The sequence below is a fragment of the Salipiger sp. PrR002 genome, assembly GCF_010500775.1.
Classification (GTDB): domain Bacteria; phylum Pseudomonadota; class Alphaproteobacteria; order Rhodobacterales; family Rhodobacteraceae; genus Salipiger.
Genome location: NZ_JAAGOU010000032.1, coordinates 21,128 through 43,353 on the forward strand (window position 1 = coordinate 21,128; position 22,226 = coordinate 43,353).

A 22,226-nucleotide genomic window follows, 5' to 3' on the forward strand; every position below is an offset into this window, starting at 1 on the left:
GGAGGGCGCGGCATTGACCTTGCCTTCCGGACTGCTGCGCACCTCGCTCACGGTGCTTGTCGCCGGAGCCGCGGGCGCCGCCCTTGATCGGCTCGGCGTCCCGCTCGGCTGGCTGCTGGGCGCAATGCTGACGATGATCGCGGCGGCTTTCCTGCGGCTTCCCGCCGAGCAGCCAAGGCCGCTCGTGCCTTGGGTCAAAGCTTCGGTCGGCACGCTGCTCGGCGCGTCGGTCACGCCCTCCATCGTCACCGGGGCGGCGCAATGGTGGCCCTCGGTACTGTGCATGTTCATCGTGATCGTGCTTGGCGGGCTGATCAATTTCCAGCTTCTGTCGCGGGTTGCGAGGTTCTCAAAGGTCGAAGCGACGCTCTGCTCCATGCCCGGCGGCATCACCGAGATGATCCTGCTCGGCGAGCAGGCGGGCGCGGATCAGCGCCGCGTGGCCGTCGTGCACACGCTGCGGATCGCGCTGTCGATCCTGACAATCCCGATCCTTGCGACGCTGATCTTCGGCATCACCATCGACCGCGCCGGAGCGCCCGAGCATGCGCCGATGACGCTGGCGGATTGGGGATGGTTCGCCGCCTGTATCCTCGCGGGTGTGCTTGCAGACCGGCACACACGGGTGCCCGCGCCGCTGATCCTCGTGCCGCTGGTGCTCTGCGCGGCGCTGCACCTGTCGGGGCTGACGGCCTTTGTCGTTCCCGGCGCGGTCTCGACACTGATCCAACTGGTGATCGGGATGAACGTCGGCGCGCGCTTTCTCGGCCTCAGCTTGCGCAGCCTCGCCGCCATGGCGGGGGCCGCCTGCTCGGTGGTGGCCGTGCAGATATCGCTGGCGGTCGCGGCGTCGCTGCTGATGTCGGGCTGGATCGGCGCAGACCGGCTGTCGCTGATGCTGGCCTATGCGCCCGGAGGGCTGGCGGAAATGTCGCTGATCGCCATCGCCATGGGGCGCGAGGTGGCCTTTGTCGGGCTACACCACGTGTTGCGGGTGCTGCTGTCGCTGGGGGCGTCGAGTCCGCTGGTGCGCCGGGCCAGCCGCTGATCGGCCAGCCCCGGCGCAGAGCCTTTCGTCAGCCGGGAATGATCGCGCAGTCGCGCGACACGCCGTGCCGTTCGAGAATCTCACCCACGGTGCCGTCGCGCAGCGCGTCGGTCAGGAAGGCCTGCAGATCAGCCGAGGCCTGGGGCCGTCCCTGCGGCATGGCCATAGCCTGACGGATTTCCATAAAGGGCGGGCTGAGCACACGGCTGCCGGGGCGGGTGCTGGCTTCATGCGCCATGGCCTGACGGATACCGGCCGCGGCGCTGACCTCGCCCCGGTCCATCGCCTCAAGCGCCATCTGCAGCGTTTCGTAGAGCTGAAGATGCTCGGCACCGGGCTTGCGCTGAAGTGTCAGAGAATAGGCGCTCCCGCGCACCGACCCCACGGGCAGACCCGAGGCGACAAGGGCACCCGCGTCAGCGGCGTCACAGGCCGGGCCCGCAAGATAGCTGCCCTCAATCCGCACGTAGGGCTCGGTAAAGGCGATGGTCTTGGCGCGCTCCGGGTCAACCGCGAGGAAGCAGACGTCCCATTCGTCATCGCTGGCGGAGGAGGAGACGTCGACGGCGCGGTTGTATTCCACAAAGACGATCTCGCGGCCACGGGACGCCGCATAGGCGCGTGCCAGATCGACGCTGATGCCCTTGGCCTGACCATCCTCGTCGCGCCCGACCAGCACGAAGTTGCCGTGGTTCAGGGCGACGCGCAGCGGGGCGGCGCTTGCGGAATTCTCTGATGGCATAAGTTTTGTCCATTTATGGTTTTTGGTATATGTAAGACCAAAAGTGAAAGTGGACAATTCAATTCAGCGGGTGTGCCTGCGATTGCACCAGCTTGGGTGAGAGCCGCGCCCGCTGGGGCGTGCGCGGCAAGCTCGGAGGACTGTCAGGTCGTGATCGGACCAAGGTCCCCGGTCCCCCATTCCGCCCAAGAGCCATCGTACAAGGTCGCCTCGCGGCCAATGCGGGCCAGCCCGAGCGCGAGTGCACAGGCGGTCATGCCCGAGCCGCAGGTGACGATCGTGCCGCGCTCTGGTCCGTCGCCGATCCGCTCTCGCAGCACCTCGGGCGCGAGGAACTGCCCCTCGGCGTCGGTGAGTTCGGTGAACGGCAGGCTGCGCGCGCCCGGCATATGGCCCGAGATGAGCCCCGCGCGCGGCTCGGGGTCGCGCCCGAAGAACCGGCCTTCTGGGCGCGCATCAAGGATGATCGCGCCGCCGCGGGCGACCGTGTCCGCCATGGCGCTGCCATCCAGCACGCGCGAAAGCTCGGGGGTCCAGCTTTGCCGCGCGACCGGCTCGCGTTCGGGCAGGGCGCCGGAAGCGGTCTCATATCCCTCTGCCCTCCAGCGCGCGAGCCCGCCGTTCAGCACGCGCACATCCGGCACGCCGAACAGCCTGAGCGTATACCAGACCCGTGGGGCCGAGAAATGCGCCGCACTTCGGTCGTAGACCACAACGGGCCGCGTGCCGTCGATGCCAAGCTCGGCCATCGCAGCGGCGAAGCGTTCGGCATCGGGCATCATATGCGCGAGCGGGGCCGAGGTGTCCGCGATCTCGTCGATCTCGAACAATTGCGCCCCCGGAATGCGCAGCGTGGACACATCGCGCCTGCTGCGTTCCGGATCGGGAGGGTGGTAATAGGTGGCATCGAGGATGACGACAGTGTCGAGACTTTCGGTAAGCTCTGCCGGGTCAATCAGGGGGTCGATAAAGGGGGCGGTCATGTCCGGGCCTCTTGTGCAGGGGGAAGAACCTTTCCGGGGTTCATCAGATTGTCAGGGTCTAGGGCTGCCTTGACGCGCCGCATGATGTCGAGCGCCGGGCCGTGCTCATCGGCCATGTATTTCTGCTTGCCGATCCCGACACCATGCTCGCCGGTGCAGGTGCCCTCATGCGACAGCGCCTCGGCGACCATCTTGGCATTGAGCTTGGCCAGCAGCGCCCGTTCGTCCGGAGCGTCGGGGTCCATGGCAAAGACCACGTGAAAGTTGCCATCGCCCACATGCCCCATGATCGAGGCGGGCACCGGGCAGTCTGCCAGCAGCGTCTTGGCATGGTCGATACAGGCGGGCAGCGCCGAAAGCGGCACGCAGACATCCGTCGCCCAGCCCCGCGCGCCGGGGCGCTGCGCGACGGTCGCGGTGTAAGCGGTGTGCCGGGCGCGCCAGAGACGGTTGCGCGCCTCCTCTTCTTTGGCCCAGCGGAAGTCCTCGCCGCCGTTGGCGGAGGCAAGCTCTTCAAAAAGCGCGACCTGCTCGCGCACCCCTTCCGGGGAGCCGATGAACTCGACAAAGAGCGTGTCGGCCTCTGTGTCGTTGCGCTGCGAATAGGCGTTCACCGCGCGGATGCAGCCCGCGTCCAGATATTCCATCCGCGCCGGTGTCAGACCCATCTGGATCGCCTCCACCGCGGTCTCGCTGGCGGATGTGGCATCGGGGAATGTGCAGATCGCAGCCATGGTCGCTTCGGGCCTGCCATAGAGACGCAGGCTGATCTCGGTGATGATGCCGAGCGTGCCTTCCGACCCGAGATAGAGATGTGTCAGGTCGTAGCCGGCGCTCGACTTGCGGGCGCGGCGGGCGGTGCGGATGATCTCTCCTTCGGCGGTGACCACGGTGAGGCTCAGCACGTTCTCGCGCATGGTGCCGTAGTGCACCGCGTTGGTGCCCGACGCGCGGGTCGCCGCCATGCCGCCGAGCGTGGCATTGGCGCCCGGATCAACCGGGAAGAACAGCCCGGTGTCGCGCAGATGGGCGTTGAGCGCCTCGCGGGTGACGCCCGCCTCGACCGTGCAATCCATGTCCTCGGGGCGGACGGCGACGATCCGGTCCATGCGGGTCATGTCGAGGCAGAGACCCCCCTGCGGCGCGGAGGCGTTGCCCTCGAGCGAAGAGCCCGCGCCATGGGCGATCACCGGCACCTGTGCTTCGCGGCAGGCGCGAAGGACCGCGGCGACCTCCTCGGTGCTCACAGGGTAGGCCACGGCATCGGGCGGCATCGCGTCGTGATGCGCCTCGGTGCCCGCGTGATTGTCGCGGTCGGAGCGCCCTTCGGTGAACCGGTCTCCAAGAAGGTCGGCAAGCTGCCCGGCAAGAGTCTGGGGAAGCGTCATGAGGTGGTGGTTTCCTTATCGGTTTCGGAGCGGCGCTGTGCGCGCAGTGCCATGATCAGCTGTGCGGCAAGGATCAGCACGATGACGATCAGCAGTCCGCAAGAGATCGGGCGCGCGAGGAAGGTCGAGAACTGCCCGTCCGAAAGCATCATCGAGCGCCGGAAGTTCTCTTCCATCAGCGGGCCGAGCACGAGGCCCAGCACCAGCGGCGCGGTGGGAAAGCGCAGAACACGCAGCACGAAGCCAAGCACGCCGAAGGCCAGCAGTTGATAGACGTCGAAGATCGAGTAGCGGATCGAATAGGTGCCAATCACGATCAGCACGACGATGGCCGGGTATAGCAGGCGGTAGGGGATGCGCAGCATGGCGACCCAGAGCCCGATCATCGGGATGTTGAACACCAGCAGGATCAGGTTTCCGAGCCAGAAGCTGGCCACCAACCCCCAGAACATGTCGGGCGACTGGCTCAGCATTTGCGGGCCGGGCGTGACCCCATGCACCATCATCGCGCCAAGCAGCAGCGCCATCACCGCGTCGCCGGGCACGCCGAGCGTGAGCGTGGGGATGAAGGCGGTCTGCGCCGCAGAGTTGTTGGCGGCCTCGGGGCCGGTGACCCCTTCGACAGCGCCTTGGCCCATGGTGGCCCGGTTGCGGCTGATGCGGTTCTCGGTGGCGTAGGAAAAGAACGAGGCGATGGTCGAGCCCGTCCCCGGCAGCGCTCCGAAGAACGAGCCGATGGCCGAGCCGCGCCAGATTGCCGGGAAGCTGTCGCGCAGCTCCTTTCGGGTCGGCATCATCGAGCGCAGGGTGATCTTGCTGCTCGGCGCGGCGCGCTCGCCCTGTCCGATGTTTGCGAGGATCTCTGCGAGGCCGAAGAGGCCCATGGCCGAGGCCACGAGGCTGACGCCGTCCATCAGCTCGAAATTGCCATAGGTGAAGCGCATGGCGCCCGAGGTGAGGTCGATCCCGACCAGCCCCAGCGCCACGCCGACCACAACCATGGCAAGGCCGCGGATCGCCGAGCCCTCGGACAGCGTCGAGGCGGCGACGAGACCAAGCGCCATGAGCATGAAGTATTCCTGCGAGCCGAATTGCAGGGCCAGATCCGACAACGCCGGAGAGAAGGCAGCCATCAGCACAATGCCAATCGATCCGCCGATGAAAGAGGCGAGCGCCGAGAGCATCAGCGCCGACCCGGCGCGGCCCTTCTTGGTCATCTCGTAACCGTCGAGACAGATCACCGCAGAGGAGGCCGTGCCCGGCAGGCGCAGCAGGATCGAGGCCACCGAGCCGCCGTATTGCGCGCCGTAGTAGATGCCCGCCAGCATGACCAATGCGCTGGTCGGCGAGACGTAATAGGTCATCGGCAGCAGCATCGAGATCGCGGCCAGCGGGCCGACACCGGGCAGCACGCCGATGAACATGCCGATCGAGACGCCGATAAAGCAATAGAGCAGGGTCTCGGCACTCAGCGCGACTTGAAAGCCCAGAAGCAGGTTGTCGATCATGATGCCAGTCCCTTCGGCAGCATGGTGATCTGCAGGTCGAGCCCCACCACGAAGATCAGCCAGACCAACCCGAGGACGATCGCGCCCAGCACCAGCATTTCGCGCAGGCTGCGTCGCGGCTCAGCAAGCGCCGAGAGAAGCACCACAAGCAGGACCGCAATGGCACCGCCCAGCAGTTTGAGGGTGAGCGCGAAGGCGACAATACTGCCCAGCACCAGCAGCACCGGCATGATCGGGCCGAGCACGATCCGCTGCTCCGGGTGACGCCAGCCTTCGACCAGAAGAACCGCGCCGAAGAAGATCAGCAGCCCCGCCAGCGCTGCCGGAAAATAACCCGGACCCATCGCCGCGGCGCTTCCGAGGCTGAGGGTTCTGACTTGGGCAATCACGACGGCGGCGGCGGCCAGAAGCATCAGGCCACCCAATCCGCTTACGGACGTAAGAGCCTGCAGGGCGCGGCGCGACCGGCCCCCGTGTTGGGTGTGTCGCATCGGAACCTCCCCTTTCCTTAGCGCATGTCCTTGGACGCGGGTGCCGCGTCAGCGCCCCTCGAAGACGGGCTTTTGCTTTGCCTTGAAGGCGGCGAGCGCATTTGCGGCATCCTCGCTGCCAAGCACTTCCGCGATGCGCATCTCGCTGTCATAGAACGTCTGGATCGCCACATCGCCAGCGGCGTCCAACGACATGCGTTTCAGCATCTTCAGCACCAGCGGCGCATTGGCCGCGAGTTGCCTGGCCATGGCACGGGCCTCGGCGACATGCTCGCCCTCTGGGACGATGCGGTTGGCCATTCCGGTCTCATAGGCGCGCTGCGCGCTGATGGGATCGCCGAGCAGCATCATTTCCATCACCACCCGCAGCGGGCCGCGGCGCACAGCGGCGGTGATGGCGCCCTTGGCCACGCCGACCTTGGCCTCGGGGTAGATCAACTCGGCGCTCTGGGTCATCACGATGAAGTCGCACATCAGCGCAAGCGTCAGCCCGGCGCCGATAGCCTTGCCGCTGATCGCCGCGATGATCGGCTTGTCGCAGCGCAGGCCAAATTCGGGGACGCCCTTCCAGAACTCTGCGGGCGGCGCGGTAAGGTCGGCCCCCGCAGAGAACACCTTGTCGTCGCTTGCCTTGAGAATGGCGGCCCGTGCCGCGCCCTGCTCGAACCGCAGAAAGCAGCTGCGCAAATCGTCGAACATCTCGGCGGTCAGCGCATTGCGTTTCTCGGGACGGTTCAGGGTGATCTCGGCGACGCCGTCGATCTCTTCGTAAAGTACATGCTGGGACATCAGGTCTTCTCCTGCGGGGGCCGGAAGCGTGTGTCAGTCGATTGCGATGCCGCTGGCATCGCGGATCGCCGAGAAGGTCTCGAGGTCGGCTGTCACGACGGCATCTGTCGCCGCGGCGTCGCGATACTCGGGCAGAAGGCCCATCTTGAGGGTCTGCTCCTGATAGGCCTCGGAGGCGACCATGCCTTCGAGCGCGCCACTCATCTTGGCGATGGCGTCGGGATCCGTGCCTTCAGGCGCAAAGACGCCGAACCAGCCCGAGAGCGTCAGATCATAGCCAAGCTCAGATGTCGTCGGCACGTCGGGCAGGTTGGGATGGCGTTCGGGGATCATGGCGGCAAGGATCTTGACCTTATCCGAGCCGGCCTGTGTCAGGACCACCGGGTCGATCATGAACTGCACTTCGTTCGCCAGCACCGCCGCCATGGCGTTGTTCGATCCCTGATAAGGGATATGCGTCGCGTCGGTGCCGGTTTCCATCATGAAATACTCGGCTGTGAACTGGCCCATCGAGCCGACGCCTGCGGTGCCATACTTGGTGTTGTCGTGCTCTTTGAGGTAGGCCACGAACCCGTCGAGGTCATCGACCCCGAGGCCCGCGTTCACGCCGATGAAGGTCGCGGCGTTGGCGGTGGTGGCAATGCCATCGAAGCTTTCGACCGGGTCGTATTGCACCGCCTTGTTGATCAGCGGCTGGACGACATTGGTCGCGTTGTTGCCAAAGAAGATGGTGTAGCCGTCATTCTTTGCCTGCGCCGCGATGGTCGCTCCGACCACGCCGCCCGCACCGGGTTTGTTCTCGACCACGACCGGCTGCCCGACTTCCGCCGAGATGGCCTCCGCCGCCATGCGGGCCAGAAGGTCGGTGGTGCCGCCGGGGTTGTAGGGCACGATCATGGTGATTGCCTTGTCCGGCCAGCCATCGGCCGCGAAGGCCGCCTGTGCAGACATGGCAATGCCGACCGCCGCAGCGAACAGTTTCGAAGTCATAGTGTCTCCTCCCAAAATTCAGCGCGTAGGCGGCGCCGGTCCTCCTCAGAACGAATCCGAGCCTAGCAGCAAGAAATTTGTCCCTCAATAGAAAATACTGTTCTATTATTTGGAACATTGACAGCGGCGCGCCAGCCTCGTTATCTGGCGGGGCAGGTGCAAAAACGGGGTTGTATGGACAAGACACTGATCAAAGGCTTGGCGCTGCTCGAGCATGTGGTGATGGCCGACGGGCCCGTCAGCATCAGCGAGCTGTCGCGTGAGGTCGGGCTGACGAAAAGCAATGTCCATCGCACGCTGACATCGCTGCAGTCGGCGGGCTATCTTCTGTTTGATCCGACGCTGCGCCGCTACTACCCGTCTTGGAAGCTGCCGCAGCTTGGCGCCGTGGCGCGGGCGAATTTTCCGTTTCGCCGAGCGATCCTGCCTTTCGTGGAGGCGCTTTCGGCTGAACTGGGCGAGAGCGCGCATTTCGCCCTGCCGTCGGGGGATGATGTTGTCTTCATCGCCAACGCGGCGCCGCGCGCCGGGGCCGCTGCGGTCATGCCCGACAACCATCGCCTGCGCGCCTCGGACACCGCTTTCGGGCTTGTGCTGACGGGCGCCGAGCTTCCCGAAAACGCCGAGCGGCACGGCGCCTTGGTGGTGCTTCGTGATCATCCGGCGCGGCGCACCTTCGAGATCGCGGCTCCGGTTGTTGGCGTGCAGGGCCAGATCATCGGGGCCTTCGGGATCAGCGGGCCGAGCACCCGGTACGACGTCACGCGGCATGATCAGCAGCAGCGCATTCTTGCGGTGCGAGACGAGGTTACGCGCAATATCGCCGGGGTGGTTTTGCCAGACGGCCTAGGCGGAGATGCCGCATGATCAAATCGGTGGAAAAAGCCTTTCGCCTTCTGGAAATTCTGTCGGAAGCGCGCGAGCCGATGCGGCTTCGGGATGTGTCTGCGGCGGCGGAGATGACCCGCTCAAACGCGCTGCGGATGCTGCAGACGCTGCAGGAGCTTGGATACGTCCGGCAGGCCGAGGGCAGTTCGCTTTATGAGATGTCGCTCAAGGCCTTCCAGATCGGTGCCAGCCGGGTGTCGCAGGATGGGTTGGTGACCGCCGCGCATCCAATCGTTCAGGAACTGGCCGACAAGGTCGAGGCGAATGTGCTGCTCAGCGTTCGGGATGGCGCGCATTGCGTCGTCGTAGACCGTATCGAGAGTCGCGCCTTCGTGCGCACCTTTGCCCACCTTGGCGCACGCGAGCCGCTGCAGGCCGTGTCTGCGGGCAAGGTGCTTCTGGCTTACAGCTCTGCGGCGGTGTTCGAGATGGTCGCGGCCAACCTTGCGCCGCTGACGCCGCGCACGATTGTGACGCGGGAGGCGCTTGAGGCCGAGATGGAGAAGGTGCGGGCGCAGGGCTTTGCCACGACCGAAGGTGAGGTCAAGCAGGACGCCAAGGGCATTGCAGTGCCGGTGCGCGGCCGTCTGGGCGACGTCGTGGCGGCATTGACCGCATCTGGGCCGCTGGCGCAAATGTCCGATGAAGAGCTTCACCGCTATGTCGCGCTGCTGCGTGACCATGCCGCCCGGATCGAGGCGGCATGGCCGGGGGGGCTCAATCAGGGCTGAGCTGGCAGCAATGTTCCGCGCCCGTCGAGGGCAATCGCCCCGCTGCCGGTAATGCGCAGCGGGTTCACCTCGAAATCGACGAGGTGCCGTCCCAGATCGGTGGCCATCCACGACAGACGACTGATGGTCTCGCAGGCGGCAGAGACATCCATGGGCTCTGCACCCCGCGCGCCGTTCAGAAGCGGCCAGATGCGCAGGCTTTCGAGCATCTCTTGTGCCGTCTCGGGGGAGACGGGGGCCGCGCGCTGTGCGACGTCGCGCAGCAGCTCCACATGGATGCCGCCCGCGCCGATGACCACCTGCGGTCCGAAATCGCCGTCATTCACGATCCCGGCGATCAGTTCGACCCCGCTGCCGATCATCTGTTGTACGTCGATCTGCGGGGCTGTGCCCGGCGCGGCGGCAGCGATTGCCGCAGCGATCTCGTCCCAAGCCAAGAGCAGCGCCGCCTCATCGGCGATCCCGGGCCTGACCAGTCCAAGATCGCTTTTGTGGACCACTTCGGGCACGACGCCCTTGAGCACGACCGGATAGCCAAGCGTGCGTGCGGCTGTGGCGGCCTCCTCGCGGCTGGCCGTAAGTTGGGCCCGCGGAACCGCGACGCCGTAGCCCGCCATCAGCGCCTTGGCCTCCGGTTCCGTCAGAAAGCCCTCGGGCAGGGGGATTGGGAGCGCGCGTTCGACCAGCCGCACTGGCGTCTCCGGGCGCATGCGTGCATGGGCCTCCCGGTCGTCGAGCAGCAGCCGTAGCGCGCGGATCATGTCGTCGGTGCGGGTCACGAACGGCAGCCCGGCATCGAGCAGGGCTTGCCGTTGCTCTTCGGCAAAGCGCGAGGTGTTGAGCACAAAGACCATCGGCTTCTCTGCGCGGCGATAGATCTCGACGAGCTTGGCAAGCGTTTGCGGCATCAGCGGCTGGGGCGTCATGACATAGGCGAAAGCGCCAACGCCGGAATCCTCGTACACCGCTTCGATCGCGTTTTCGAAGACGCGAAACTCCAATCCCCCGAAGTGCCCGCCCAGATCGAGCGGATTGTTCTGGTGAGACCGCAGGTAGTCGCTGTCGAGGCGCTGGCGGGTGGCCTCAGAGTAGCTGGCGACCGGGATATCGGCGAGCGCGAAACGGTCCGCGATGATTGCCCCCCCGCCACCCGAGCTGCAGATCGTCGCGACGCCGCCTTCGGCCATGCCGGGGTTTGCGGCCAATACGCCCGCGCAAATGATCATGCTGTCCGGGTCATCGACCAGCAGCACGCCGCAGTCGCGGCAGAGCGCTTCGAAGGCCGAGTATGAGCCTGCAAGGCTGGACGTATGAGATTTGGCCATCTCGGTTCCGGCCTCGGTCCGTCCCGCCTTTACAGCGATCAACCGCTTGCCGGACGCACGTGCGGTGAGGGCGATCTCTCGGAACCGTTCCGGGGATTTCAGCCCCTCGATGTAAAGGCAGACAACCTTTGTGTCGTCCCGCTCGAGGAAGGCCTCGGTGAAATCGCAAAGGTCGAGGTCCGCCTGATTGCCGATGGAGATCGTCCCCGACAGACCAACGCCATGGTCATGGGCCTGAACGAAGAGCGCGCCCATCAGCGCGCCGGACTGGCTGACGAAGGCGACATTGCCGCGCCGCATCGGTTGGGCGTAGCGCAGCGTCGGCGTCGAGGAGAGCGCGACATTTGCGCCGGGCACGATCATGCCCATGCAGTTCGGACCAACAATGCGCATGTTGTAACTGCGTGCGATCTCGACGATGCGCGCCTCCAGCGCGGCGCCTTCCTCGCTGAACTCGCCGAGTTGCGCGGTGATCACAATGCAGGCGCCGACACCCGCCTCGCCACAAGCGGTAATGGTGGCTTCGAGCAGCCCGGCAGGAAGCGCGACAACGGCGATGTCGGGTGCATCCGGCAGTTCGGCCAGCGACGTGTAGCAAGTAAGGCCTGCGACCGTCTCGCGCTTGGGATTGATTGGGTAGATGACGCCATCAAAGCCATGTTCGATCAGATGGTGCAGGATGCGGCCGCCAAATTTCCCGTAATCTTCGGTGGCGCCCACGAGGGCGATGGAACGGGGCGCAATAATGCGCCCAACGCTGATGGGCTCGTGCCGGGTGGTCAATGATCTCTCCTCCTCCGTCGTTCCAAAAAATGGAACGATGTATCATATATAGTAACATCCGGATTCTGGTGAGACCTGTCAAGAAAAGAGACGGCGCGGGCCTTCGCGCACCGGGAGAGGCTTTATGCCTCGTCAAACGCCGTTCGGGCTGTCATGCATCTCTCGAGCGGGAGCGGGGACTGGAAAATTCCAGCCCCAAGGATGTCTGTGATTGGCTCGACCCGGCGTCGGTTGGCCGACGCAGAAAGATGACTGGGCAGGACGAGCGGGATGGAGCAGGTCAGTCGCACGGGATCGGGTCGGGTGTGGGTTTTTGCGGGCGGGATCGCCGCGCAATTGCTGACGATCGGCATCGCGCGGTTCTCGCTGACGCCGCTTTTGCCGGTCATGCTCGAGCAGACCGAGCTTTCACCGGCGACGGGCGGGTTGCTTGGTGGCGCGATCTACGCTGGCTATCTTGCGGCGACGCTGTTGCTCAGCCTTATACGCGCGCCAACCATCCGCTGGCGGCTGTATCAGGCCGGGATCATCCTGTCGGTCGTCACCTGCTTTTCCATGGCACTGACCGAGAACAATGTGCTCTGGGCCGTATCGCGGTTCTTGGCAGGAGCCAGCGGCGCCGCCGGGATGCTGCTGGCGAGTGAATTTCTGCTTGGCTGGCTGACTGCGCGCGGAGCGCCGCGGGACCTTGCACCGCATTTCGCGGGCCTCGGCCTTGGGATCTCGCTGAGCGGGCTTGTGGCGCTGTTGGTGCCGGGTCTCAGATGGGACGCGCAATGGCTGACCTTTGGCGGGCTGGCCGTGCTGTTGGCTCCGGTCTGTTGGTTTCTGGTGCCCAGACCAATACAAGCCGCGGCCGGGGGCTCGGGCGGGCGGCCCGAGGTGCCGAACCGCTCCGGCAGCCCCTCGCTATGGTTCTGGCTCTTTGGCCTCGCCTATCTGACCGCGGGATGGGGCTACTCTGTCGGCGCGACATTTTATGTCTCGATCCTTGGCAGCAATCTCTTCTGGGTCCTGCTGGGTCTCGCCTGCGCAGCCGGGGCCATCGCGGGTTCTGCATTTGCGCGGCGGTTCGGCTCTCACCTGACGTTGAAAGGGTGCTACGCCGTACAGATCGTTGCGCTTTTGCTGCTGGCCTTCCCGGTAGCACAGCCACTGGCGGTGCTGTCTGCAGCGCTTTTTGGGGGCACGTTCATCGCCATAGTCTCATTGTCGCTGGCAGAGGCCGGTATGCGGGCAGCGGAGCCGGGCCGCGCCATGGCCCGCATGACGCTGATGTATGGGATCGGGCAGGTCGGCGGGCCGCTGGTCACCGGCGCGCTGCGCGGGCACACCGGCAGCTACATGCTTGCGCTTCTGCTGGCTGCGCTGCTGATGTGTCTTGGCATGCTGCTGTTGCATCTGACCCGCCGGTCCTGATTGCAGGGGAGCGCCTGCCACGACAGAGCCTGCCTCTGCAGGATCGTGGCGAAGCGGCGGTATGCGGCCCCGGTGCCGTCGCCCTTCAGATCTCCGGTCAGCAGGACGCTTGCGGCGTCGGCATGTCTTGGCGATCTTTCATTGACGCGGAACGGATAAGCCCAGTTCCGCGCGTGAATGGTGGCTCAAGGCGCCGCTGTCATATCAGGCTGGCAATTCCCGCAATGCCCGTGTGCGCGCCGCTCGCATCCAGATGGATGGTCTTTATCCCCAGCGCGCGGGCACCCGCGATATCGGTATCGCGATTGTCGCCGATCATGACCGCTTTCCCGGGCGGGACTGGGCCAAGCGCCGTCTGGAAGAGATGCGCCGAAGGTTTGCCCACGACATACATGTCCTGCTGCGGGACGCAGGCGGTCAGCAGGGCCAGTAGCGCGCCGGTTTCGATCACAGGCCCATGCTCGCCGGGGTGGGTCAGATCGGGGTTGGCGACGATCAGCGGAATGCCTGCCGAAAGCAGCGGCATGGCGGTTTCCAACTGCCCGCGCGTGGCGTCCCGGCAGAGCACAATCACCTCTGGCGCAGCGGCCTGCGGCATCAGTCCCATATCAAGCGCCCGGCGCTGCATCGTGGCGCCCGCAAGCAGGAGGATCCGGCCAGAGGGTGCGGTTTTGCGGGCGAACTCAAGCGCCGTCTCGCCTGCCAGAATGATGCGATCTGCGGAAATCGCTAGCCCCGCCACATCCAGCCTTTCTGCGAGGGTCTGGGTGGTGTCGGTGGAATTGTTGCTTACGAGGATGAGGCGTGCGGCGTAGCGCTGCACAAACGCCTCGGCACCCGGAAGAACGCGCTTGCCGGAAATCAGGCAGCCGTCGAGGTCACACAGGATGCGCTCGGCGCCGTTCAGCAGATCCCGCGCTTCCATGGCACGCCGGATGGGCGCGCCATGGACCATGTCTTGGGTCACGCTGCAGGTCATAGGTCGCGGAAATCCGGATGCACCATGGAGGTCGCATAGTCTTCGCCGAACTCTCCTTCCGGCGCATTGAGCGCGAAGCGGGGCGCGCGGCTGGCAAACTCGTGCATGTGCACGGTCACGCAATCCGCATCGGCCAGCACCACGCCATAGGCGGGCTCGGCCAGATCGCCGGGAATGCTGGCAGCGTCAGAAGTGAGATCGAGGGCCACCTGATGGTTCAGCCCGCGCATGCACGAATAAGAGATGCCGCGCCAATTGCCAAAGATCGCCCGGTGGACGTGACCGAAGAACAGATGCCGGATCCGCGCGCGGTGCGGCTCGATCACCTGCCAGAACGCGTCGTGGTCGTGCATCATGATCGCATCCATCGACTTGATGCCATGGCGGAAAGGCGGGTGGTGCATGAACAGGAAGACCGGACCTTCGGTCTCTTCGAGCTGTTGCTTCAGCCAGGCGAGGCGCTGGGCACAATAGCCGCCCGCGTGGGTGCCGGGCTGCTTGGTGTCGAGGAAAAGGCAGGTGCCCTGCGGCGTCTCGCGGCGCGACTGCACAAAGCCGTTCTGGTCGCGCGCGACCTCGGGGAAACGCTCGGCGAATGCGGCGGTGTCGTCGTGGTTGCCGACCATCAGCACCAGAGGCATCGACAGGCGGCGGATCTGCGCTTCGAACGCGGTATAAGCCTCCGCGTCGCCCCAATGGGTCAGATCGCCGGTGACAACGGTGAAGGCGGCATCGCCGTGCTCGGCGTTGATGCTGTCGACCGCCAGCGCAAGGCGGCGGGCCGGGTTGGCGCCATAGAGCGTGCGGTTGCCGCCGATGACATGGGTGTCGGTGAGATGGATGAATTTCATGAGGGTCACGCGGTTCGAAGGGAGGGAGAAGGGGCGGCACGCGGCGTGCCACCCCCCGTGTCAGGCAGCGTTTAGCCGCGCGGCAGAAGGTCCTCGATTTCTTCGGTCAGCTCCTGCTGCAGCTCTTCCATGTCCTGCGCGTCGCCGGTGACAATACGCTCGAGCCCGTCATAGATCACCTGAGTGATCGCCAGCCCGTTGTCGCCGGGGTAGGCCTGCCAGTCCCGCAGCAGCGGCAGCTGTTCGACAGCGGTCGCCTTCTGCGGGTTCTGCTCGTAGAAATCCGCAAGAATGATGTCGTTGGCAGCTTGGTTCGGCGGCATGTAACCGGTGGTCCGGGCGACTTCCGCCGCGCCTTCGCCGGAGGTGATGAACTTGATCCACTGCCAGGCCGCCTCGCGCACCGCGGGGTCTTCGGAGGTCGAGGTCATGACCGCAGCGTTGCCGCCTGCGGGCAGGCCGTCGGGCGTGCCATCGAGGCCCGGGAACGCGCCAGTGTCGAAGTCGAAGTCGGCTTTGATGGTCATCATCCGCCCGACGTTCGAGGTCGAGGTATACATCAGCGGCAGCTCGCCTGCGGCAAAGGCGGAAACCGCCTCGTCACCGGTCAGGTTGCGCATGTTGCAGCCGTCCACGATCGCCTTGACCGTTTCCAGTGTGCGCAGCGCCTCGGGGGTGTCCATGTTGATGTGGCCATCCTCGACCGGGGCGACGCCCTGGGTCCACATCAGCGCCTGGAAGAACCAGTTGCCGGTGATCGCCCAGTCCCAATAGATCGGGTTGCTGACGCCCGAGTCGATCAGCGCCTTGCAGGTGCCGATGACCTCATCCCAAGTGGTCGGCAGATCCTCGACGCCAGCCGCGGCAAGCGTGTCGAGGTTGTAATAGCCCACCGGCAGCGAGACCGAGAAGGGCAGGCCGTAGACGTCGCCGTTGAAGGTCGAGAGCGACAGCATCGCCTGATGGTAACCGTCCTTCTGGAAGTCGGCCTCTTCGGCGATGAACGGCTCGAGCGATTGCGCGATGCCGCGATCCACAAGGATCTGCTGGCGGTTGAGGCCCTGCATGGTCACATCCGGCAGATTGCCCGAAACCGCCTCGCGCAGGACGGTGTTGGAGGCATCCTCATACTCCTCGTAGGAGGCGCGGATGTTGATGGTGATGTTGGGATGCGCCGCTTTGAAGGCGGGCATGATCGCCTCGTAGGTCACGTCAAAGAGCGACGCGTAGGGGTAGACGAAATCGATGGTGACCTCGTCCTGCGCAAGGGCGGGAAGGGCAGAGGAGGCGAGCAGCAGCGCGCCGAGGGTGAGCTTGGTCATGTGGGAAGGCTCCGGAATGGTGGGTGAGGTTGAGAAGGGGGGAGAGGCTGCCGGGCCGGTGGCCCGGCAGGGTGGTCTTCAAGCCGCGGCGGGCCGGTGAGGGTTGGCGCGCCGGGGGCCATGGTGGTCACTTCATGCCCGAAAGGGTGATCCCCTCGATGAAGCGACGCTGGGCCAGCATGAAGGCGACGATCAGCGGGATGACGATCACCGTCGCCGTCGCCATCATCGGCCCGTAAAGGTTGCCGTCTGCACCCGCCTGAAACTCGCGCAGGCCAAGCGGCGGGGTGAAGAGGTTGCGGTCGCCGGTGACGACGATGCGCGGCCAGAAATAGTCGTTCCAATGCGCCACGACCGAGAAGATGGCAAAGGCGAGCAGCGCCGGGATCGCGGTCGGCAGCATCACCCGCCAGACGATGGCGAACTCGCCCATCCCGTCCATCCGCGCGGCATCGACCAGATCGTCGGGCACGGTCATGAAGAACTGCCGCATCAGAAAGATGCCGAAGGCCGAGACGATCCAAGGCACCACCAGCGCCGCGTAGGTATTCGTGAGGCCAATCTTCGCGAGGCCGAGATAGAGCGGCAGCGCAATGGCATGCACCGGGATCAGCAGGCAGAAGAGCACCAGCCCGAACACCGCCTCGCGGCCCCAGAACTTCAGTTTCGACAGCGCATAGGCAGCGGGCAGCGCGATCAGCATCTGCAGCAGAAAGATCGAGGCAGTGACGATCACGCCGTTGGCGAGATAGCGCAGCAGCGGCGCGTCCTGAAACGCCGAGCGGTAGTTGAAGACCACCGGGCGGACCTCGCAGGCAGTCCGGGCCTCGTCGGTGAGCGTCGCGAGGATCGTGCCGTCGTCAGCGCCGGGAAAGCGCACCCGGGCGGCTTCGACATCCTCGCGGCGCGGGGCGCTGCGCAGGGCGCATTTGGGATCGACCATCATCTCTTGCGCGCCGAACAGCCCGCCGGTGCCGCGCTCGATCTCGGCGGGGGATTTCAGCGAGTAGCTCAGCATCACCACGAAGGGGGCCAGCACCACCACGGCACCGATGAGCAGGATGAAATGGCGGATCATCTGGGAAGGGGAAAGGCGGCTCATGCGTAGTGCACCTTGCGCTCGGTGATCCGGCGCTGGATCACGGTCAGGATCATCACGAAGACGAGGAACAGCACGGTGATCGCGGCACCGATGCCCACGAGGTTCTGGGTCACGCCCTTCTCGTAGATGGCGAACATCATCACATAGGCAGACTTGCCGGGGCCGCCGCCGGGCGAGAACAATGCCTCGACCGTGTCGAAAGCCTGAAAGGCGCGGATGCAGGTGATGGTCACGACGAAGACCGTGGTCGGCCCCAGCGCGGGCCATGTCACCAGCCGGAAGCGCTCCCAGCTTGAGCGCGCGCCATCCATCTCGGCGGCGGCATAAAGCTCGCGCGAGACGCCGGTAAGCCCTGCCAGATAGAGCACCATGTTGAAGCCGAAGCCCTGCCAGATGCCGATGAAGCAGACCACCCAGATGGCGTAGTCTCGATCCCCGAGCCAGAGCGGCGTGCCCTCGGTGCAGACCCGGCCGAACCATGTGGCCTCGGGGGCGAGCCCAAGAAACGACAGGCTGAACAGCCCGCGAGTGACCGGCATGGCGCAGAGCGTCTCGAGCCCGCGGTTGATCACCCCGATGGAGGGATGCAGCATCAGCTGCCAGACGATGGTCATCGCCAGCAGCGTTGCCATCACCGGCAGGAAGTAGATCGCCTTGTAGACCGCCGCGCCGCGGGTCAGCGATTGGATCAGCAGCGCCGCGCCCAGCCCGAGCCCGACCGACAGCGGCACCACCGTCAGCACATAGGTGAAGGTGGCGCTGAGCATTTTTGCGTAGGTCGAGCGGGTGAAGATGCGCTCGTAATTCTCGAAGCCCACCCAGTTGAAGCCCGGGTTGCCCAGCGAATAATCGGTGAAGCTGAGCACCAGCGCCAGCAGCACAGGGGCGATGAGGATGGTCAGCATCAGGGCCAGCGCCGGCGCGCTCATCAGCCAGCCTGCCCCCGCCTGACGACGGTCGACGCTGGGAGCGGCGCGCTCGGCGCGCGGGCTCTGGAAGGTCTCTGCAGTGGTCATGCGGGAACCTCCCGCAGGGCAGAGACCACATTGCGCAGGCGGCGGCCTTCGGCGTCGAAGATCAGCGCACGGGCGGGATCGAAGGTCAGCCCGACCTCGGCGCCGAGGTGCAGCTGTGCCCGCAGCGCGGGATCGGCCCGCAGCACCACGCGCTGCTCGGCGCCATCCAGTGTCACCTGCACGTAGATCTCGTGGCCAAGGTTCTCGGCATGGACGACACGGCCCTGCAGCAGCGGATCGATGCCGGTCAGGGTCAGCGCCTCGGGGCGCAGGGCCAGTTGCAACGTCTGGCGTCCGCCAGACAGGGCCAGCGGCAGTCCGGTGCCCAGCACCGATACCCGGCCCATGCTGTCGCTCTCGGCGGGCAGCACGTTGATGCGCGGCGAGCCGATGAATTCAGCGACACGCAGATCATTTGGGTCTTCGTAGATGCGCGTAGGCGCATCGCATTGCAGAATCTCGCCGCCCATCATCACGGCGATGCGGTCGGACATGGTCATCGCTTCGACCTGATCATGGGTGACATAGATGAAGGTTGCCGCGAGACGGCGGTGCAGCTCGGCGATCTCGGTCCGTGTGTGGACCCGCAGCTTGGCATCGAGGTTCGACAGCGGCTCATCCAGCAAGAAGGCCGCTGGCGCGCGCACCAGTGCCCGACCGAGCGCCACCCGCTGGCGCTGCCCGCCCGAAAGCTGCCCGGGCTTGCGCTGCAGCAGCCCATCGATCTCGAGCGTCTTTGCAGCCTCCATCACGCGGGCGTCGATCTTTCGGTTCTGCGCCGCCGCGCCCGGCATCGCGCGTCCGACCAGCGGCAGGCGCTGCGCGGTGCTGAGCTGCCGCATGCGCAGCGGCACGGCGATGTTCTCGGCCACGGTCAGATGCGGGTAGAGCGCGTAGGACTGGAACACCATCGACAGGTTGCGGTCCGCGGCGCGCAGGCCGTCCACCGGCGCGCCGCCGATCTCGATCGCTCCCGCGCTGGCGCTCTCCAAACCGGCGATGATCCGCAGCAACGTCGACTTGCCGCAGCCAGAGGGGCCGACCAAAGACACGAACTCGCCATCGGCGATCGCCAGATCGATGCCGCGCAGCACCTCTGTTTCCTTGAAATTCTTCCGGATGCCCCGAAGGGTCACTGTCGCCAATGTCCTGTCCTCTTGTCCAATGCCCGGTCTGCCGGGCCGCGGTTGAGGCGGGAGCTACAGGAGATTCTTGTAACTTGAGTGACACATTATCAATTTAGGTTATGGCACCGAAAACCTTGCGAGGCCCTGATGAAACGACCCACCGCCGCCCAGATCAGGGCCTTCAACGAAGTCGCTGCCACGGGTAGTTTTTCTGCCGCCGCGCGCGCGTTGGGCTTGTCGCAGCCAGCGATCACCGCACAGGTCAAAACGCTGGAAGAAGGCTTTGCGGTCAGGCTTTTCGAACGCACTGCCCATGGCTCCGAGCTGACGACGATGGGGCACCGACTGTTCCAGCGCACCGCGGCCCAGCGGGAGGTAGAGCGCGATGCCGCCGAGATTCTGTTGACGGCGCGGGCACTCGAGGTCGGCGAGCTGTCAATCGCCGCGGGCGCTCCGGGACCCGCGATGGAGCAGGTCGCCCGCTTCCGGCAGAAATACCCGGGCATCAAGATCGACATCTCTTTTGGCAATTGGCAGGAGGTCGTGACCGCCGTCCGAGACCGCCGCGTGGACCTTGGCATTCTGACCGCCGCGCCCTCTGGTTCGGAGATTTACCGGGCGCCATTGCTCTATCAGTCGCTGGTCGCGCTGGTCCCGCAAACGCATCCATTCGCCAAGCGCAAGAGCCTGAGACTGGCGGATCTGGCGGGTCAGTCCCTGTTGTTTCGCAGTGGACGCTCGCAAACGCAGCGCGAGCTCAACCTCGCGCTCAAATCGCTGGGTCTGACGCTGACGCCGCTGTTCTGGCTGGAATCGCGCGAGGCGGTGTTCGAGGCCGCTGCGCAAGGCATCGGGATCGGGTTCATGTTCGACGCGGCGTCCCGGCGCGAAGGCGGGATCGTGCGGGTTCCGATCTCGGATATCGCTGAATCCTTCCCAGAGCATGTCTTCTGCCTGCGCACGAAGATGGGCACGCCCACGGTCAGTGCTTTTCTGGAGACTGCGGGCATTGCTGCCGCGGTAGGAGCCCCATAGTCGGGCCGATCACGCAGGTGCTGCGCGAGGTTTCGACGCGTGAAGAAGAGCCATAGCGACGCGCTGCATCCACTCAGATGGCATCAATCTGCTACCAATCAGATTACGTTTTCTGCGACTTCATTTGGTAGCAGGCGGCGGCTAAGCTGACGCGGCAATCGCGGGCCGTCGCGCGCCCGTCACGTCCGTGTAGAAGAGAACGTCCAGATGACAGGTGAAGAAATAGCCGGGCGCTACGTTGTGCTGGACCATGGGGCCGATGTCCCGCTCTACATTCAGGTCAGCCGCGGCCTGCTGCGTGCCATCCAAGACGGCCACTTTCGCAATGGAAAGCTGCCCGCCACACGGCAACTTGCGCAGTTTCTGAACTTGGGCATCAACACGATCTCGCTCTCATATCAAGAGCTTGAATCCCAAGGTGTCATCTACTCGGCGCAGCGTTCGGGCTGGTTCGTCAATGAAGAATTCAGCGATCTGCACGTGGATCAAGATGCTGAGCCAGTCCAGACGGCAGGCGCACAATGGCAGCACAAGCTCTTTGGCACCCACACGCCCGGCGATCCGCCCGAGGTCAGGCGCTCCACCAATGACGCCACCGTAAGCTATCCATTCATCACCGCGTCCTTGCCGCGCGAAAGCTTTCCCGTCTCGACGTGGATCAGGGCCGCGCGGGATGCCTTTGAAGGGCCTTCGCGGGCCTTCAGCGTCTACGACAATTTCGGCGCGGACGATCCGTTCCTGGTCGAGATGATCCTCAAGGAACTGCTGCCAGCGCGCGGCATCTTTGTCGGGCCAGAGAATATTCTGCTGACCGCCGGGACGCAGCACGCGCTGCACATGATTGCACAGGTGACAATGCGGCCGGGCACGCAGGTCGCCTTCGAGGACCCAGGCTATCCCGATGCGCGCCACAGCTTTCTTCGGTCGGGCGCCGAACTTTTCCCGGTGCCGATCGACAAGGGTGGCCTGATGCTGGACGAGATCCCAGATGCGGCAGAGATCATCTACACAACGCCAAGCCACCAACTGCCGAGCAACGTCAGCATGTCGACGCCGAGGAAGGTCAGGCTGCACCAGATGGCGGCGGCGACGGGCAAAGTGATTATCGAGGACGACTATGATTCCGAGATGCGCTTCGTCGGGCAGTCGTCAGCGCCGATTGCCGCGAATGGCCTGAGCAATGTGATCTATGTGAGCGGCTTTTCCAAATATCTTGGTGCGATCTGCCGCATCGCCTTTGTCGTGGCCCATGCCGATGTCATCGCAGCGATCCGGGGCTGCCGCCGCTACCAGATCCGGAACCTGTCAGGGCACGAGCAGCGCACGCTGGCACATTTCATCTCGAGCGGTGGCTACGAGAGACAGATCCGCAGCCTTCGCCGGATTGCGAAAAGGCGCTGGCAAAGCTGCAACCGGCTGGTTTCGAAGCACCTTCCGGGCTGGCAGATGCCGCCGTCTTCGGGAGGGCTCAATCTGTGGATCAAGGCGCCCGGAGACCTCGATACCACCGAACTTGCAGCGCGGTTGCGTCGCCGTCGGGTGGCGATCGAACCCGGGCGGGTCTTTTTTCACGATCCGGAAAGAGGGCGGAGCTTCATCAAACTCGGTTTTCTTCTGATGGACGAAGAGCGGCAGGAGGCGGGATTGAAAATCTTGGCTCAGACCGCTGCAGAGCTCGCAGCGGAATAGGGGCGTTACGCAAGCACGCA

At 65.1% G+C, this 22,226-nt stretch carries 20 protein-coding genes; 6 read left to right on the forward strand and 14 right to left on the reverse strand.

Annotation, left to right across the window (positions count from 1 at the left end):
- The first annotated feature begins 13 nt into the window (after positions 1–13).
- Positions 14–1,048 carry an AbrB family transcriptional regulator gene (locus G0A00_RS21560; RefSeq protein ID WP_164184525.1) on the forward strand — a complete coding sequence of 345 codons (1,035 nt, stop codon included), beginning with the start codon at positions 14–16 and terminating at the stop codon, positions 1,046–1,048.
- 28 nt (positions 1,049–1,076) lie between these two features.
- Here G0A00_RS21560 and G0A00_RS21565 read toward each other — a convergent pair whose 3' ends face one another.
- From G0A00_RS21565 to G0A00_RS21595, 7 genes are all read right to left on the reverse strand, one after another.
- Positions 1,077–1,790: a transporter substrate-binding domain-containing protein gene (locus G0A00_RS21565; protein ID WP_164184524.1), complete on the reverse strand. Its 714-nt coding sequence runs from the start codon at positions 1,788–1,790 to the stop codon at positions 1,077–1,079.
- 143 nt (positions 1,791–1,933) lie between these two features.
- Positions 1,934–2,773: a sulfurtransferase gene (locus tag G0A00_RS21570; RefSeq protein ID WP_164184523.1), complete on the reverse strand. Its 840-nt coding sequence runs from the start codon at positions 2,771–2,773 to the stop codon at positions 1,934–1,936.
- Positions 2,770–4,161: an FAD-binding oxidoreductase gene (locus G0A00_RS21575; protein ID WP_164184522.1), complete on the reverse strand. Its 1,392-nt coding sequence runs from the start codon at positions 4,159–4,161 to the stop codon at positions 2,770–2,772. Before G0A00_RS21575 ends, G0A00_RS21570 begins: the two co-directional genes overlap by 4 nt.
- On the reverse strand, positions 4,158–5,669 hold the full coding sequence (locus G0A00_RS21580) for a tripartite tricarboxylate transporter permease (protein ID WP_164184521.1): 1,512 nt from the start codon (positions 5,667–5,669) through the stop codon (positions 4,158–4,160). Before G0A00_RS21580 ends, G0A00_RS21575 begins: the two co-directional genes overlap by 4 nt.
- A complete protein-coding gene (locus G0A00_RS21585) occupies positions 5,666–6,082 on the reverse strand; it encodes a tripartite tricarboxylate transporter TctB family protein (protein ID WP_164214279.1) in 417 nt (138 codons plus the stop codon). Before G0A00_RS21585 ends, G0A00_RS21580 begins: the two co-directional genes overlap by 4 nt.
- 126 nt (positions 6,083–6,208) lie before the next feature.
- Complete coding sequence (locus G0A00_RS21590) at positions 6,209–6,949, reverse strand: enoyl-CoA hydratase/isomerase family protein (protein WP_164184519.1); 741 nt, start codon at positions 6,947–6,949, stop codon at positions 6,209–6,211.
- Positions 6,950–6,982: 33 nt separating this feature from the next.
- Positions 6,983–7,939 carry a tripartite tricarboxylate transporter substrate binding protein gene (locus G0A00_RS21595; RefSeq protein WP_164184518.1) on the reverse strand — a complete coding sequence of 319 codons (957 nt, stop codon included), beginning with the start codon at positions 7,937–7,939 and terminating at the stop codon, positions 6,983–6,985.
- A 174-nt stretch (positions 7,940–8,113) separates the two neighbouring features.
- Here G0A00_RS21595 and G0A00_RS21600 point away from each other — a divergent pair, with 174 nt between their 5' ends.
- Positions 8,114–8,806: an IclR family transcriptional regulator gene (locus tag G0A00_RS21600; RefSeq protein WP_164184517.1), complete on the forward strand. Its 693-nt coding sequence runs from the start codon at positions 8,114–8,116 to the stop codon at positions 8,804–8,806.
- A complete protein-coding gene (locus G0A00_RS21605; protein WP_164184516.1) occupies positions 8,803–9,558 on the forward strand; it encodes an IclR family transcriptional regulator in 756 nt (251 codons plus the stop codon). The genes G0A00_RS21600 and G0A00_RS21605 overlap by 4 nt, the downstream gene beginning before the upstream one ends.
- Here G0A00_RS21605 and G0A00_RS21610 read toward each other — a convergent pair.
- Positions 9,549–11,666: an acetate--CoA ligase family protein gene (locus G0A00_RS21610; protein WP_164184515.1), complete on the reverse strand. Its 2,118-nt coding sequence runs from the start codon at positions 11,664–11,666 to the stop codon at positions 9,549–9,551. The genes G0A00_RS21605 and G0A00_RS21610 overlap by 10 nt on opposite strands.
- Before the next feature lie 270 nt (positions 11,667–11,936).
- Here G0A00_RS21610 and G0A00_RS21615 point away from each other — a divergent pair, with 270 nt between their 5' ends.
- The gene (locus G0A00_RS21615) at positions 11,937–13,085 is read left to right on the forward strand and encodes a YbfB/YjiJ family MFS transporter (RefSeq protein ID WP_164184514.1); all 1,149 of its coding nucleotides are present in this window, start codon (positions 11,937–11,939) and stop codon (positions 13,083–13,085) included.
- Between the two features lie 199 nt (positions 13,086–13,284).
- On the opposite strand, the gene G0A00_RS21620 is transcribed toward G0A00_RS21615, so the two are convergent.
- The 6 genes from G0A00_RS21620 to G0A00_RS21645 form a co-directional block, all read right to left on the reverse strand.
- Positions 13,285–14,052 (reverse strand): HAD-IIA family hydrolase, encoded by a 768-nt coding sequence (locus G0A00_RS21620; protein ID WP_368667738.1) that lies wholly within the window; start codon positions 14,050–14,052, stop codon positions 13,285–13,287.
- An 8-nt stretch (positions 14,053–14,060) separates the two neighbouring features.
- Positions 14,061–14,915, reverse strand: a complete 855-nt coding sequence (locus G0A00_RS21625) for a phosphodiesterase (protein ID WP_164184512.1) — start codon at positions 14,913–14,915, stop codon at positions 14,061–14,063.
- Positions 14,916–14,986: 71 nt separating this feature from the next.
- A complete protein-coding gene (locus tag G0A00_RS21630; protein WP_164184511.1) occupies positions 14,987–16,237 on the reverse strand; it encodes an extracellular solute-binding protein in 1,251 nt (416 codons plus the stop codon).
- Positions 16,238–16,364: 127 nt separating this feature from the next.
- Positions 16,365–17,339, reverse strand: coding sequence for a carbohydrate ABC transporter permease (locus tag G0A00_RS21635; protein WP_164184510.1), 975 nt, complete (start codon positions 17,337–17,339; stop codon positions 16,365–16,367).
- The gene (locus tag G0A00_RS21640; RefSeq protein ID WP_164184509.1) at positions 17,336–18,355 is read right to left on the reverse strand and encodes a carbohydrate ABC transporter permease; all 1,020 of its coding nucleotides are present in this window, start codon (positions 18,353–18,355) and stop codon (positions 17,336–17,338) included. The genes G0A00_RS21635 and G0A00_RS21640 overlap by 4 nt, the downstream gene beginning before the upstream one ends.
- On the reverse strand, positions 18,352–19,500 hold the full coding sequence (locus G0A00_RS21645; protein ID WP_164184508.1) for an ABC transporter ATP-binding protein: 1,149 nt from the start codon (positions 19,498–19,500) through the stop codon (positions 18,352–18,354). Before G0A00_RS21645 ends, G0A00_RS21640 begins: the two co-directional genes overlap by 4 nt.
- 129 nt (positions 19,501–19,629) lie before the next feature.
- Here G0A00_RS21645 and G0A00_RS21650 point away from each other — a divergent pair, with 129 nt between their 5' ends.
- Both G0A00_RS21650 and G0A00_RS21655 read left to right on the forward strand, forming a co-directional pair.
- Positions 19,630–20,517, forward strand: a complete 888-nt coding sequence (locus tag G0A00_RS21650) for a LysR substrate-binding domain-containing protein (RefSeq protein WP_164184507.1) — start codon at positions 19,630–19,632, stop codon at positions 20,515–20,517.
- Between the two features lie 207 nt (positions 20,518–20,724).
- On the forward strand, positions 20,725–22,206 hold the full coding sequence (locus tag G0A00_RS21655; protein ID WP_164184506.1) for a PLP-dependent aminotransferase family protein: 1,482 nt from the start codon (positions 20,725–20,727) through the stop codon (positions 22,204–22,206).
- Positions 22,207–22,226 lie beyond the last annotated feature (20 nt).

Bases quoted from the DNA above. Each gene is read 5' to 3' on its own strand.
- G0A00_RS21600 (WP_164184517.1), top strand. From the start codon at position 8,114: ATGGACAAGACACTGATCAAAGGCTTGGCGCTGCTCGAGCATGTGGTG.
- G0A00_RS21630 (WP_164184511.1), bottom strand. From the start codon at position 16,237: ATGACCAAGCTCACCCTCGGCGCGCTGCTGCTCGCCTCCTCTGCCCTT.
- G0A00_RS21595 (WP_164184518.1), bottom strand. From the start codon at position 7,939: ATGACTTCGAAACTGTTCGCTGCGGCGGTCGGCATTGCCATGTCTGCA.
- G0A00_RS21590 (WP_164184519.1), bottom strand. From the start codon at position 6,949: ATGTCCCAGCATGTACTTTACGAAGAGATCGACGGCGTCGCCGAGATC.
- G0A00_RS21625 (WP_164184512.1), bottom strand. From the start codon at position 14,915: ATGAAATTCATCCATCTCACCGACACCCATGTCATCGGCGGCAACCGC.
- G0A00_RS21635 (WP_164184510.1), bottom strand. From the start codon at position 17,339: ATGAGCCGCCTTTCCCCTTCCCAGATGATCCGCCATTTCATCCTGCTC.
- G0A00_RS21615 (WP_164184514.1), top strand. From the start codon at position 11,937: ATGGAGCAGGTCAGTCGCACGGGATCGGGTCGGGTGTGGGTTTTTGCG.
- G0A00_RS21605 (WP_164184516.1), top strand. From the start codon at position 8,803: ATGATCAAATCGGTGGAAAAAGCCTTTCGCCTTCTGGAAATTCTGTCG.
- G0A00_RS21575 (WP_164184522.1), bottom strand. From the start codon at position 4,161: ATGACGCTTCCCCAGACTCTTGCCGGGCAGCTTGCCGACCTTCTTGGA.
- G0A00_RS21650 (WP_164184507.1), top strand. From the start codon at position 19,630: ATGAAACGACCCACCGCCGCCCAGATCAGGGCCTTCAACGAAGTCGCT.
- G0A00_RS21640 (WP_164184509.1), bottom strand. From the start codon at position 18,355: ATGACCACTGCAGAGACCTTCCAGAGCCCGCGCGCCGAGCGCGCCGCT.
- G0A00_RS21570 (WP_164184523.1), bottom strand. From the start codon at position 2,773: ATGACCGCCCCCTTTATCGACCCCCTGATTGACCCGGCAGAGCTTACC.
- G0A00_RS21565 (WP_164184524.1), bottom strand. From the start codon at position 1,790: ATGCCATCAGAGAATTCCGCAAGCGCCGCCCCGCTGCGCGTCGCCCTG.
- G0A00_RS21655 (WP_164184506.1), top strand. From the start codon at position 20,725: ATGACAGGTGAAGAAATAGCCGGGCGCTACGTTGTGCTGGACCATGGG.
- G0A00_RS21585 (WP_164214279.1), bottom strand. From the start codon at position 6,082: ATGCTTCTGGCCGCCGCCGCCGTCGTGATTGCCCAAGTCAGAACCCTC.
- G0A00_RS21580 (WP_164184521.1), bottom strand. From the start codon at position 5,669: ATGATCGACAACCTGCTTCTGGGCTTTCAAGTCGCGCTGAGTGCCGAG.